Source organism: Bacillus gobiensis (genome assembly GCF_001278705.1).
GTDB classification, from domain to species: Bacteria; Bacillota; Bacilli; order Bacillales; family Bacillaceae; genus Bacillus; species Bacillus gobiensis.
On record NZ_CP012600.1, the window covers coordinates 1,003,393 to 1,017,353 of the forward strand.

13 protein-coding genes are annotated in these 13,961 nt (G+C 42.6%); 12 read left to right on the top strand and 1 reads right to left on the bottom strand.

Features of this window, described 5'->3' with window-relative positions:
• The first annotated feature begins 8 nt into the window (after positions 1–8).
• From cysC to AM592_RS04920, 4 genes are all read left to right on the top strand, one after another.
• Positions 9–605, top strand: coding sequence for an adenylyl-sulfate kinase (cysC, locus tag AM592_RS04905; protein WP_053602752.1), 597 nt, complete (start codon positions 9–11; stop codon positions 603–605).
• 76 nt (positions 606–681) lie between these two features.
• Positions 682–1,458 (top strand): uroporphyrinogen-III C-methyltransferase, encoded by a 777-nt coding sequence (gene cobA / locus AM592_RS04910; protein ID WP_053602753.1) that lies wholly within the window; start codon positions 682–684, stop codon positions 1,456–1,458.
• Positions 1,459–2,232 carry a sirohydrochlorin chelatase gene (locus AM592_RS04915; protein WP_053602754.1) on the top strand — a complete coding sequence of 258 codons (774 nt, stop codon included), beginning with the start codon at positions 1,459–1,461 and terminating at the stop codon, positions 2,230–2,232.
• Positions 2,229–2,723, top strand: a complete 495-nt coding sequence (locus AM592_RS04920; RefSeq protein WP_053602755.1) for an NAD(P)-dependent oxidoreductase — start codon at positions 2,229–2,231, stop codon at positions 2,721–2,723. The genes AM592_RS04915 and AM592_RS04920 overlap by 4 nt, the downstream gene beginning before the upstream one ends.
• Positions 2,724–2,747: 24 nt before the next feature.
• Here the strand turns inward: AM592_RS04920 and AM592_RS04925 are convergent, their stop codons facing one another.
• Positions 2,748–4,457, bottom strand: a complete 1,710-nt coding sequence (locus tag AM592_RS04925; protein WP_053602756.1) for an Rqc2 family fibronectin-binding protein — start codon at positions 4,455–4,457, stop codon at positions 2,748–2,750.
• Positions 4,458–4,595: 138 nt separating this feature from the next.
• On the opposite strand from AM592_RS04925, the gene AM592_RS04930 reads away from it, so the two are divergent.
• The 8 genes from AM592_RS04930 (at position 4,596) to def (ending at position 13,960) form a co-directional block, all read left to right on the top strand.
• On the top strand, positions 4,596–7,268 hold the full coding sequence (locus AM592_RS04930) for a calcium-translocating P-type ATPase, SERCA-type (RefSeq protein ID WP_053602757.1): 2,673 nt from the start codon (positions 4,596–4,598) through the stop codon (positions 7,266–7,268).
• Between the two features lie 298 nt (positions 7,269–7,566).
• Positions 7,567–8,442: a YicC/YloC family endoribonuclease gene (locus AM592_RS04935; protein ID WP_053602758.1), complete on the top strand. Its 876-nt coding sequence runs from the start codon at positions 7,567–7,569 to the stop codon at positions 8,440–8,442.
• 72 nt (positions 8,443–8,514) lie between these two features.
• Positions 8,515–8,784: an extracellular matrix/biofilm regulator RemA gene (gene remA, locus AM592_RS04940; protein ID WP_053602759.1), complete on the top strand. Its 270-nt coding sequence runs from the start codon at positions 8,515–8,517 to the stop codon at positions 8,782–8,784.
• Between the two features lie 9 nt (positions 8,785–8,793).
• Positions 8,794–9,408, top strand: coding sequence for a guanylate kinase (gene gmk, locus AM592_RS04945; protein WP_053602760.1), 615 nt, complete (start codon positions 8,794–8,796; stop codon positions 9,406–9,408).
• A 3-nt stretch (positions 9,409–9,411) separates the two neighbouring features.
• Positions 9,412–9,615 (top strand): DNA-directed RNA polymerase subunit omega, encoded by a 204-nt coding sequence (rpoZ, locus tag AM592_RS04950; protein ID WP_053602761.1) that lies wholly within the window; start codon positions 9,412–9,414, stop codon positions 9,613–9,615.
• A 215-nt stretch (positions 9,616–9,830) separates the two neighbouring features.
• Complete coding sequence (gene coaBC / locus AM592_RS04955; RefSeq protein WP_053605988.1) at positions 9,831–11,045, top strand: bifunctional phosphopantothenoylcysteine decarboxylase/phosphopantothenate--cysteine ligase CoaBC; 1,215 nt, start codon at positions 9,831–9,833, stop codon at positions 11,043–11,045.
• On the top strand, positions 11,042–13,453 hold the full coding sequence (gene priA / locus AM592_RS04960) for a primosomal protein N' (RefSeq protein ID WP_053602762.1): 2,412 nt from the start codon (positions 11,042–11,044) through the stop codon (positions 13,451–13,453). The genes coaBC and priA overlap by 4 nt, the downstream gene beginning before the upstream one ends.
• Positions 13,454–13,477: 24 nt before the next feature.
• Positions 13,478–13,960 (top strand): peptide deformylase, encoded by a 483-nt coding sequence (gene def / locus AM592_RS04965; RefSeq protein WP_053602763.1) that lies wholly within the window; start codon positions 13,478–13,480, stop codon positions 13,958–13,960.
• Position 13,961: the final 1 nt, after the last annotated feature.

Sequence of the window (13,961 nt, forward strand, 5' to 3'; positions counted from 1 at the left end):
GTGGGAAAATGGGAAACAACAATCAAATCGTCTGGCATAACGCCTCGATTACGAAAAAGGAATACCAGCAAAAAAACAATCATAAAAGTTTTATCGTTTGGCTTACCGGCTTAAGCGGTTCAGGAAAGTCCACGATTGCCAATGCGGTAAGCCGAGATCTGTTCGATAATGGATATCAAGTGATCGTGTTGGATGGCGATAATATCCGCCACGGGCTAAATAAAGATTTGGGGTTCTCTGACGAGGACAGACAAGAAAATATCCGAAGAATCGGTGAGGTTGCCAAGCTGTTTGTCGAGCAGGGGACTGTCGTTATCACTGCATTTATTTCTCCTTTTCAAGAAGACCGGCAGCTTGTTAGAGACCTTGTCAGTGATGGAGAGTTTCACGAAGTTTACGTGAAGTGCGATTTAGACGTTTGTGAACAACGTGATCCTAAAGGGTTATATAAAAAAGCAAGAAGCGGGGAAATTCGCCAATTTACCGGCATTGATTCTCCGTATGAAGCACCAGACAACCCTGAGCTCGTACTGCAAACTGATAAAAACGACCTCGAACAATGCAAAAGCCAATTATTTACGTATTTGACAGGGGAAAAGTTTTAAAGCCTGAGGCTAACAAAAAACAATAATGTCATGTACCTATTTTAGAAGACTTTGAAAAAATCGGAGGGGAAAAAGCATGAATGGTAAAGTGTATATCGTCGGTGCAGGTCCTGGTGACCCCGAGCTTTTAACCATAAAAGCTTTGAAAGCCATCCGAGAAGCGGAAGTCATTCTATACGACCGTTTAGTCAATAAAGAGGTTTTAGAGCATGCGAAAGAAGGTACGGATCTTATCTTTTGCGGCAAGCACCCGGATTCCCATACGATGCAGCAGGAGACGATTAATCATTTTCTCGTCAAACATGCAGAAAAGGGGAAAACTGTCGTTCGTTTAAAAGGCGGAGATCCTTTCATATTTGGCAGAGGGGGAGAAGAAGCCGAGGTATTGGCAGAGCACGGAATTCCCTTTGAAATTGTGCCGGGAATCACATCGGGTATCGCTGCCGCTGCATACGCAGGCATTCCTTTAACGCATCGGCAAATGAGCTCGAATGTGGCGTTTGTAACAGGGCATTATAAGCAGGAAGAAAATTTCTCAGAAAAATGGCAAGCTCTTGCAACGGGAATTGATACGCTTGTTATTTATATGGGGATCAAAAATATTAACTTGATCGAAAAGCTTTTAATTGAAAATGGCCGAGACAAAAAAACTCCTGCAGCATTTATCCATTGGGGAACAACGGACAAACAAGTAACTACGACATGCACGGTTGAAACTTTAAGTGAAACGGTAGAAAGAGAAAAGATTACAAACCCTAGTTTAATTGTCGTTGGTGACGTAGTTCAGCTTCGTGACCAAATCAAATGGTTTGAAGCTGAATTAAATTCATGTAAGTATAGCGAGGCGTTATAAGTGAAGCAGGCAGTACTATATGTTGGTCATGGGAGCAGATTAAGAAAAGCAGGGCAAGAAGCTGTTCGTTTTTTAAAAGGCTGCATGGAAAAAGTTGATGCACCGATTCAGGAGATTTCTTTCCTTGAGCTTACCGAGCCGACGATAGAAGAGGGCTTTCGCTCATGTATTGAGCAGGGAGCAACTCATATTGCAATAGTTCCATTGCTTTTGCTCACGGCAGGTCACGCCAAAAAAGACATCCCTGAAGAGATACACGAAATGGCTGAAAAATATCCGGACGTAACAGTTACTTACGGAAAACCCATCGGGGTCAATTCGGATGTTGTTCAAGCGGTATTCGAGAGGATCAAAGAAACCAATGTTGATTATGAGAATTCGAGAATCATTCTGATCGGCAGAGGGAGCTCTGATCCGGACATCAAGCGCGATGTATGCCAAATCGCGGACATGTTGCAACAAATGGGGCCTGTGAATGAAGTGATTCCTTGCTTTTTAACTGCATGTGAACCAAATTACAAAGACGTATTCAGGCAGCTGAAAAAGAATGATGGTTCAGCTACGTTTATCGTTCCATATTTGCTGTTTACAGGCCTTTTAATGAAGGAAATAGAAAAAGAGACGGTTGCATTAAAATCGTACCATTCCAATCTTCATCTATGTTCTTATATCGGATTTCATCCCTATGTGGAACAAGCTTTTCTCACGCGTGTAAACGAAGCGATTCGCAATGAAAATAATTCCTTTTTATTTTTGGAGACACATCAGCTATGATTCCGCTTCATATCAGTCTTAAAGGGAAAAAGATTGTGATTGCCGGCGGTGGAACCATTGCCTGTCGAAAGCTAAACGCTTTGCTCCATGAAAAGGCTGAGATTACGATTGTCAGTCCGAAGGTTCACGAGAAAATGGAAAAGTTGATCAGTGAGCATTCGCTTGAGTGGAAGCAAAAAGAAATTGAAAAGAGCGATTTGGCTTCGGCATTTTTAATAATTGCCGCTACGAATCAGCCGCATATTAATCAGTGGATCGGTGAATCAGCATCCGAAAACCAGCTGGTGAACGTAGCAAGCAATGCCGATTATGGAAATATTTATTTGCCAAAGACAATTAAAAAAGGAAAAATCCTTATATCTGTTTCTACTAGCGGAGCCAGTCCGGCTGACACAAAAAAGATCGCTGGTGCCATAGAAGATCTTATTAGTGAAGAGCTTATTGAAGCTATTGAGATAAAGCATAAAGCAAGAAGAAGCCTGGAACCGTAATGGTTTCAGGCTTCTTTATGTGTTTTATCCTTTTTTTAATGAAAGGACGAGATCCGCATCGGGAGTAACAAAAACAGTCTGCTGTTTATCGTAGGTAACAAACCCTGGCTTAGATCCGTTTGGTTTTTTTACATGCCTGACTTTTGTATAGTCGACGGGAACGGAGCCTGACTCTTTTGCTTTACTGAAAAAGGCGGCAATCTGGGCGGCCTCTTTGATCGTTTGTTCATCAGGGTCACGGTTTTTGATGACGACGTGAGATCCGGGAATATCCTTCGTATGAAGCCAGACATCTTCCTTGCTTGCTGCCTTCATTGTCAGGTATTCGTTCTGTTTGTTGTTTTTGCCGACCCATATCGACATGCCGCTGGTTGATTCGTAAATATCGAGCGTTGGCTTTTGATTTTTCGCTTTTTTTGCTCCCTTTTGCTGTCTTCGTTTGACGTATTTCCCTTCTTCCAGCTCTTCTCTAATTTCATTCACATCCTGTGGTGATGCAGAAGACAGCTGCTGCAGCAATAGATCAAAGTATTGGATTTCCTGTTCAGCCAGTTTAATTTGCTCGTTAATAAAAGTAACGGAGCTTTTCGCTTTTTGATATTTAACAAAGTAGTTTTGTGCATTTTCTGACGGTGTTTTATTCGGATTTAAAGAAATCGCGAGCTGCCCGCCTTCTTCATCGTAATAATTTGTAACGACCGCTTCTTTATCGCCCTTTTTGACAGCGTAAAGGTTAGCCGTTAAGAGCTCGCCTTTTATTTTGTATTCCTCAGCTTTTTCAGATTTTTTCAATTCGCTCTCAAGCTTTTTTATTTTTTTGGCATTCTTTTTTCTTTCGTTTACGACAAATTTTTCGAGATCCTGAGCCTGCTGCTTTACTCTGTCCCGCTCGGCTTTTCCGAAATAAAAGCGATCCAGAAGCATGCTTAAGCTGGAAAACTCTTTTTTGCTACCGTCAATATGAGTGAGATCCAACAGATAAAAATATTCCTTGTTAGATGTAATAAACTGCGGATGAAATGCTTTCGTTCTGATGTCTTCAAATAAGGACAGAAGCGTTTTTGGCAAGGTTGCCCGATTGGCAATCCCAGACCGGTATACGGCTTCTTTTGCAAATAATGGAGAAACCCCGGAAAATACATTCACGATCTGCTTTTCTAGCTGTCCTTCCTGAAAACGGATGTGTTTGAGAATATCTTCTTCCTCTGCCGCCAATAGAGACAGCTTATTCTGCGCTGGTGGAGCTACGTACGGCTGTCCGGGTAAAACAGTGCGATAGCTGTTGACACTTGGTGGTAAATGCTTAAGGCTGTCAATTATCGTTCCATTTTCAGCATCCGTTAAAATGATATTGCTGTGCCGCCCCATGATTTCACAGACGAGTTTTCGCAAAATCGGGTCCCCGATTTCATTGCGGCTTCTTATATGAAAAACGACGATTCTGTCAAATCCTGATTGCTCTACTTTTTCAATTATTCCGCCTTCGATGTGCTTTCTTAAAAGCATGCAAAACATCGGTGGTTCATTAGGATTTTTGTATGATTGCTCGGTCAGATGGATTCGTGCGTAACTCGGATGTGCGGAAAGTAAAAGCTTATTGTTTTTATTGTTTGCCCTGATTTGAAAAATAAGCTCCTGCTTAAAAGGCTGATGAATTTTTGTCAACCTTCCTCCAGCCAGTTCCTTATTCAATTCGTGCACCATTCCGTAAGTGAAAATACCGTCAAATGCCATGGTTTATTGCTCCCTTTTTCTTCATTGCTCATTTACTTTTTTAGCATCTCATAATTATAGCATGATTAAGGACAAGTCTGAATAAATTGACTTATATGACGCAATTTACTAATGGTTTAAGGAGAGTGGACGAATCAGATGAATTGGCATGAATTAGGACAAACAGATTTGGTGAAAACAGCAAACACGTCCATCGAGCATGGCTTGAGTAGCAAAGAAGCGAAAAAACGGCTGGATCTGCACGGATACAATGAATTAAATGAAGGCAAAAAAACATCTTCACTTGCGTTGTTCTTCTCCCAATTTAATGATTTCATGGTATTTGTACTCGTTGCTGCAACGATCATCTCCGGATTCTTAGGGGAATATGTAGATGCCGCAGCCATCATAGCAATTATTTTAGTGAACGGTATTCTTGGTTTTTTTCAAGAGCGCCGTGCGGAGAATTCCTTGCAGGCATTAAAGGAGCTTTCTACACCACAGACTCTGGTTCTCAGAGAGAAAAAATGGATGAAAATCCAAGCAAGGGAGCTTGTGCCGGGAGATATCATCAAATTTTCAAGCGGAGACCGAATTGGTGCTGATATCCGTTTATTCGATGCAAAAAGTCTTGAAATTGAAGAGTCCGCTTTAACCGGGGAATCGGTGCCGGTCCAGAAGCAATACGATCCAATACAGGCTAATGCTGAGTCACTTGGAGACTTAGTCAACATGGGGTTTATGGGAACTTTGGTTACGAGAGGCAGCGGAAGCGGCGTTGTCATCGGCACTGGCATGAACACAGCTATGGGGAAAATTGCCCATATGCTTGAAGAAGCAGGCACACAGCAAACTCCTCTTCAGGGAAGGCTTGAACAACTGGGGAAAATATTGATTGTCATCGCTTTGCTTCTCACGGTTCTTGTCGTCTCTGTCGGAGTCCTTCAAGGACAAAATCTTTTTCAAATGTTTTTAGCGGGGGTCTCACTCGCAGTAGCTGCGATTCCAGAAGGATTGCCAGCCATTGTCACAGTTGCTTTGTCGCTCGGCGTCCAAAGGATGATCAAGCAAAAATCGATCGTCAGGAAGCTGCCGGCTGTCGAAACTCTCGGCTGTGCATCGATTATTTGTTCTGATAAAACAGGAACAATGACGCAAAACAAGATGACGGTTACACACGTCTGGACTTGCGGGAGCTTATGGGAAGTTACCGGCACTGGATACGAACCGGAAGGAGAATTTACAGCAAATGGGCGGCCGGTTCAAGTGAAGCAAAATAAAGCGCTGCAGCAAATCCTGTTGTTTGGTGCGCTTTGCAATTCATCCGCGATAGTTTCAGAAAAAGGGAAATACCGATTAGAAGGAGATCCGACAGAAGGAGCTCTTCTTACAGCTGCAAGTAAAGCCGGCTTTTATTCAGAGAAAATCAAGGAACAGTATAAAATTATTGAGGAATACCCATTTGATTCGGCAAGAAAAATGATGACAGTCATCGTTGAAGATTTGCAGAATAAAAGATTTGTAATAACAAAAGGCGCTCCGGATGTTCTTTTGAAAAAGTCCACTTGTATACTTGCAAACAATAAAAATGAAGCGATGAGCAAGACTAGATATGAAGAAGCAAATACCTCCATTGCAGATCTGGCTTCCCGTGCGTTACGAACCATAGCTATTGCCTATAAACCATTGACTGGAAGCGAGATTCCATCTGTAGAGCAGGCGGAATCGGGACTTACTTTCTTTGGAATTCAAGGAATGATGGATCCTCCGCGTCCGGAGGTCAAGCAGGCGATCAAAGAATGTCGTGAAGCAGGGATTAAAACGGTGATGATCACTGGCGATCATGTCATTACCGCAAAAGCAATCGCAAAAAAATTAAATCTCCTTCCGAACAAAGGGAAAGTGATTGAGGGCCAAGCACTTAATAAGCTGTCGGTAGAGGAGCTGGCGGAAACCGTGGAAGATACGTATGTATTTGCACGAGTAACACCTGAGCATAAGCTGAAAATCGTCAAGGCCTTTCAAGAAAAAGGACACATCGTCGCGATGACAGGAGATGGCGTGAACGATGCGCCGGCTATTAAACAGGCTGATATCGGAATATCTATGGGGATTACAGGAACCGATGTGGCGAAAGAATCGTCTTCGTTAATTTTAGTAGATGACAATTTTGCAACGATAAAATCTGCAATTAAAGAAGGAAGAAACATTTATGAAAACATCCGCAAATTTGTCAGGTACTTGCTCGCATCGAATGTTGGAGAAATTCTTGTTATGCTTTTCGCCATGCTGCTTGCTTTGCCACTGCCGCTTGTCCCGATTCAAATTCTCTGGGTCAATTTAGTAACGGACGGTCTGCCGGCGATGGCGCTTGGCATGGACCAGCCCGAAAGCGATGTAATGAATAGAAAGCCACGGCATACGAAAGAAGGGATTTTTGCAAGAGGCCTGGGATGGAAGGTGGTTTCTAGAGGATTTCTTATTGGAGCGGTAACACTTGCGGCGTTTATGATCATTTATTACCGGAATCCCGACAATCTTCAATATGCACAAACTATCGCGTTTGCCACTCTCGTTTTGGCACAGCTGATTCACGTATTTGACTGCAGAAGCGAAAGGTCTATTTTTCACCGCAATCCGTTTGGAAATCTTTATTTGATCGGCGCAGTCCTTTCTTCATTGCTGCTAATGCTCGTCGTCATCTATTACAAGCCGCTCCAGCCTGTTTTCCATACGATGGACATTGCAGCGGTTGACTGGCTGCTGGTCATTGGATTGTCTGCAATTCCAACTTTTTTGCTGGCGGGCTCACTTTTGACAAGAAAAAATTAATTAGGTATGGTATAATTTTGAGGGTGATAGAATAATCTATGACCCTTTTTTCAATGATAAAGCGAGCCTTCAGTCTTTTGGGGGGTTCTACACTTATAATGTGCAGGATGCCTGAACTATTAGACTTCGTACATTGTATCCCCTGCGCCTGATTGTTAGATGAGCAACTTCTTTTATGGGGTGTTGCTTCCCCACTAGACTTCTTCGATTCACTTAATCCCGCGAGCTGGGGGTCTTACTGCCCGGTAATATGGGTTAAATAAGATCAATTCAATGATTAATAATGGGTGTGTAAAAAATGATAACGAGTATGACTGGATTTGGACACCATACAATGGCAAGCGGCAATTTATCAGTAACAGTGGAGCTGAAATCCGTCAACCACAGATTTTGTGAAATTCAAGCGCGTATTCCTAGGCCGCTTCTTTACTTAGAGGAAGCGATGAAAGAAAGAATTTACAAGCAAGTCGACAGGGGGCGGATCGAGCTTTTTGCCACCGTTGAAGGTGATGAAATTGTTGAGAAACGACTTACAATTGACTGGTCTCTTTTAGAGGAATATGTCCAAGCCGCAAAACATATCAAACAAAAATTTTCCCTTCCTGATGAAGTGAAGTTAACTGATTTGCTTCAATTGGAGCACGTGGCAAATGTGGATGAAAGTGCCAATATTCAGCCTTCGTTTGAAAAGCTGATCCTTGATTGTATAGATAAAGCCGCAGCAGAGCTGAAAGAAATGAGAGCAAATGAAGGGCTGCGCCTGAAAGAGGATTGTCTCACGCAGCTTGAAGAGCTCAGCCTGCTTGCTGACCAAATAGAAGAACATGCAAAACGAATCGCGACCCTATACAGAGAACGTCTGTTGTCAAGAATCAAGGAATGGACCCCTGTCGAAATGGATGAAAGCAGGCTTATTGCCGAAGTGGCTTTATTTGCAGAACGGGCAGATATTACAGAAGAACTCACTCGGCTAAAAAGCCATTTTCAGCAAATGAGAGATATTTTTCACCGAGGGGGAACTGTTGGAAGAAAGCTCGACTTTCTCGTGCAAGAACTCAATCGCGAAGCTAATACGATAGGGTCGAAAGCAAATGATCATAAAATCACAAACCTTGTGGTTGAAATGAAAAGCAGGATTGAAAAAATTAAAGAACAAGTGCAAAATATAGAATAGAAATTGCGTGTATTGTTTACAGACAGTCGAATCGGGCTACACTAGAGCTGTCTTCCACAGGGGGAACAGAGGATGACGATAAAACTGATCAATATCGGATTTGGAAATATTATATCCGCCAACCGGCTCATCTCCATTGTCAGCCCTGAGTCTGCACCTATTAAACGCATGATTCAGGATGCAAGAGACAGCGGAAGGCTGATTGATGCTACATATGGCAGAAGAACCAGAGCGGTTGTTATTATGGACAGTGACCATGTCATTTTGTCTGCCGTCCAGCCCGAAACAGTGGCACAGCGAGTTTCAGTTAAAGAAGATATTATGTATGAAGGGCAGGGGTAAACAGCCGCTATGGTAGAAAGAGGACTATTAATTGTTCTTTCCGGACCTTCCGGAGTAGGAAAAGGGACGGTAAGACAAGCACTATTTTCACAAGAAGATACGGATTTTGAATATTCGATTTCAGTCACAACTAGAAAACCGAGGCAGGGTGAGCGAAACGGATTTGATTATTTTTTCAAAACTCGGGAAGAGTTTGAAGAAATGATTGCACAAAATAAGCTTTTAGAATGGGCAGAATACGTAGGAAATTATTACGGTACGCCTGTTGACTATGTTGAGCAAACCCTGCAAAATGGGAAGGATGTATTTCTGGAAATCGAGGTTCAAGGAGCATTGCAGGTCAGAAATGCATTTCCTGAAGGGCTGTTTATTTTTCTTGCGCCGCCTAGTCTTTCGGAGCTTAAAAACCGTATTGTAACAAGAGGGACAGAAACGAACGCGTTAATTGAAAACCGGATGAAAACGGCTAAAATTGAGATTGAAATGATGGACGCTTACGATTACGTCGTGGAAAACGATAACGTGGAGCGAGCGTGTGAACGTATTAAAGCCATTGTGTTGGCCGAACATTTGAAACGTGAACGAGTAGCGCCTAGATACAAGAAGATGCTGGAGGTAGAGTAATTTATGTTAGATCCGTCAATCGATTCATTAATGAAAAAATTAGATTCAAAATATACTTTGGTCACTGTGGCAGCCAGACGTGCCCGAGAAATGCAAATTCATCGTGATCAGCAAATCGAACGGCCAAAATCTCATAAGTTTGTAGGCAAAGCACTTGAGGAAATTGATGCGGGACTGCTATCATTTGAGACAGACAACCAAGAATAAAGTGAATCTTCAATCAGCTGAGGTTTCTTTCATCCCTCACTGAGTGTTAGATAAAGCCAACCTTAGCTGTTACGGGCAGTTAATCCCCCTTTCCATCGAATCTTGAGAACATTGAGGCGGGGATCTTACTGCATGTTAATGTGAGATAAATGTGAAATAACAACCTATTTAATAGGTTGTTATTTTTTTCAAACGAGCGCGGGAGGGAAAAAATGATGCTTAAAAATCGCAATATTCTATTAGGAGTAAGCGGGGGAATCGCAGTATATAAAGCGGCTGCTTTGACGAGCAAGCTTGTTCAGCAAGGGGCATCGGTAAGGGTGATCATGACTGAATCGGCAACCAAATTCGTTTCGCCGCTTACATTTCAGGCGTTATCGAGAAACGAAGTATATACAGATACATTTAAAGAGAAGAATCCGGAGGTCATTTCACACATTGATGCGGCAGATTGGGCTGATTTAGTTATCGTAGCACCCGCTACAGCCAATGTGATCGGAAAGCTTGCGGGAGGAATTGCTGATGACATGCTGACAACTACGCTGCTTGCAACTACGGCTCCTGTTTGGATTGCTCCTGCAATGAATGTCCATATGTATGACCATCCGGCGGTTAAACGGAATATAATGACGCTCTATCAAGATGGGTGTCGTTTTATTGAGCCTGGAGAAGGCTATCTCGCTTGCGGTTATGTAGGTAAAGGCCGTCTGGAGGAGCCAGAAAAAATAGCAGGATTAATCTCATCTTACTTTTCGCAAGCAAATGGCCCGCTAAAAGGGAAACAAGTACTCGTTACGGCAGGGCCAACGAGGGAGGCGATTGATCCAGTCAGGTTTTTTACCAATCATTCCACTGGAAAGATGGGCTATGCCATTGCAGAAGAAGCAGTAAGCCGTGGTGCACATGTAACCCTGGTAACAGGGCCGACCAAGATTTCTCCTCCTTCCGGCTGTGAGGTCATAAACATTGAAACGGCTGAAGAAATGCATCAAGCTGTTATGGCCCATTTTCCCCATGCGGATGTTGTGATTAAAACAGCGGCAGTCGCTGACTATAGGCCAAAGTATCCTTATGATCATAAAATGAAAAAAACGGATAACACTCTTTCAATCGAGTTTGAACGGACCGTGGACATTTTAAAAGAACTCGGAAAGCAAAAGACGGGGCAAATTCTTGTTGGTTTTGCAGCCGAGACAAAAGATATAGAAGAATATGCAAGTAAAAAATTAGAATCGAAAAATCTTGATCTGATTGTTGCCAACGATATCAGCCAAGCAGGCGCCGGATTCGGATCAGATACGAATATTGTAACCTTATACGGCAAAGATGGCGGCAAAAAAACATATCCTATGCTAACGAAGCAGCAAGTAGCAAAAGAAATTATAGATAAAATCATTCATCTATTAACTGAATCCGGGGATACGCAATGAGCTATGCAGAAGTGATTGTTGATGTGACATCAAAAAATATCGACAAACCTTTTGATTATCGAATACCGGAAAGATGGATCGGGATTATCAAAAGGGGGATGAGGGTCGTTGTTCCGTTCGGGCCCAGGAAAATTCAAGGATTTGTCATTGGTCTTAAAAATGAGACAGACTTGCAGGCGAACTTGATAAAAGATATTGAAGGGTTGCTTGATTTAACACCAGCACTTACAAACGAATTGCTGAGCCTTTCCGAATGGCTCAGCAAGCGGACCCTCTCATTGCAAATCCGCACCCTTCAAGCCATGCTACCATCGGCACTTAAAGCTAAATACGATAAAGAACTTCGTGTACGATCAAGTGATTCCCTTCCTGAATCAATCAAAACGTTATTTGCCGATCAACAATCAGTAAACGTAAAAGATATTACAGATAGTAAGCTGCTTAAGGAAATTCAAAAGCAGGTCCAACACGGTAACTTGGAGATTGTGTATAAAGTTGCCCAAAAGACATCAGAGAAAAAAATAAGCTTCATTGAACCTATGATGCCTAAAGAGAAGCTTAAAGATGCTCTGCAGAACCTTTCTGCCAATGCAAAAAGGCAAAAAGAAGTTTTGACGTTTTTTATTGAAGCAGAGGATCAAACCGCGATACCTGCGGCCGAGCTTAATAAAATGACGGGAAGCTCCTCTGCTGTATTACGAACATTAATTGATAAAGGATTTTTAAAAGAGACAAAGCAGGAGGTTTACAGAGATCCTTTTGAAGACAAAGCTTATAAAAAAGAGTTTTCACTTCCTTTAACATCTGATCAGGAGTCCGCCTACCAAGCGATAAAAAAATCGGTTGAAATGCAGGCGCACGATGTTTTTTTACTTCATGGTGTGACTGGCAGCGGCAAAACGGAGGTTTATTTGCAGATCATAGAACAGGTCTTGAATAAAGGAAAAGAAGCAATCGTGCTCGTCCCTGAAATATCGCTGACACCGCAAATGGTTGAGCGGTTCAAAAGCAGATTTGGAAGCCTTGTTGCTGTCATGCACAGCGGGCTGTCTGCTGGAGAGAAATACGATGAGTGGCGGAAAATTCAAAGGAAAGAAGTACGGCTAGTCGTGGGAGCGAGGTCGGCTGTTTTTGCCCCGTTTGAAAATCTTGGCATGGTCATCATTGATGAGGAGCATGAAGCTTCATACAAACAAGAGGAAACTCCGAGGTATCATGCAAGACATGTGGCAATTCAAAGGGGCGACTATCATAAATGCCCTATCGTTCTTGGGAGCGCAACACCGTCCCTGGAATCGTTTGCCAGAGCAAAAAAAGGTGTCTACAAGCTTTTGTCGCTTCCGAATCGAGTGAACCGCCAAACTATGCCCGAAATAACAGTGGTAGACATGAGAGAAGAAATGAGAAAAGGAAACCGTTCGATGTTTTCTGTGAATCTTATGGAAAAACTCCAGCAGACTTTGGCAAAGAAAGAACAAGCAGTATTGTTCTTGAACAAACGCGGCTATTCCGCCTTTATTATGTGCAGAGATTGCGGCCATGTCGTCAAATGCCCTCATTGTGAAATATCTCTAACTTATCATCGGCATAGCAGCAGCTTAAAATGTCATTATTGCGGGCACGAAGAAGGTATACCGAATCAATGCCCGGAATGTGCAAGCGAGCATATTCGCTATTTTGGGACAGGCACTCAAAGGGTAGAAGAGGAATTGACGAAAGTGTTGCCAGAAGCCCGAGTAATCCGTATGGATGTTGATACGACCTCAAGAAAAGGTGCCCATGAAAAGCTCCTCACGTCCTTCGGAAACGGCGGAGCGGATATTTTATTGGGAACGCAGATGATCGCTAAAGGGCTGGATTTCAAAAATGTTACCCTTGTCGGAGTGCTAAGCGCCGATACGATGCTTCATATTCCGGACTTTAGGTCAGCAGAAAAAACCTTTCAGCTTTTAACGCAAGTAAGCGGAAGGGCTGGCAGGCACGAAAAGATGGGTCAAGTCATCATTCAATCCTATGAGCCATCGCATTACAGCATTCAATTAACGAAAGATCATGACTACCATACTTTTTTTATGCAGGAAATGCAAAATAGGAGGCATCAATCCTATCCGCCCTATTATTATTTGGCAATGGTTAATATCTCACATAAAGAAGTCATGAAAGCTGCATTAGCGGCGGAGAAAATCGCAGGATTTTTAAAAGGGAATACTGACAAGGACACTGTTATTCTTGGCCCTTCTGCCTCGCCAATTGCCCGGATCAAAGATAGATATCGGTATCAATGCATGATAAAATACAAGCATGAAACGAAGCTGATCCCATTGCTAGAGCAAGTTTTGGGGCATTCGAACACCGAAAATGACGATTTGTTCATTACAATAGACATGAATCCATATATGATGATGTAAGAAAATGAGTTCGGAGGTATTCATTTGGCAATAAAAGCGATAGTTTTTCACCCTGCGGCTGTGCTTAGTCAAGCAGCAGAGCAGGTGACTGTGTTTGACAATAAATTAAAAAAGCTTCTATCTGATATGTATGAGACAATGGTCGAAAATGACGGGGTAGGTCTCGCAGCACCGCAAATCGGATTATCCAAAAAAATTGCGGTAGTCGACATTGGCGAAGAATCAGGAAAAATCGAGCTGGTGAATCCAGTAATCATAGAAGCAAAAGGAGAGCAAACGGGTCCTGAAGGCTGCCTCAGCTTTCCTGGGCTGTACGGTGAAGTGACAAGACCTGATTATGTAAAGGTACAGGCATTGAACCGGCATGGAAAACCGTTTGAAATTGAAGCGAGCGGATTTTTGTCCAGAGCGATACAGCATGAAATTGACCATTTGGAAGGCGTATTATTTACTTCCAAAGTGAATCGATACTACGAAGCACACGAATTAGAAGAAATGGAAGGATGAT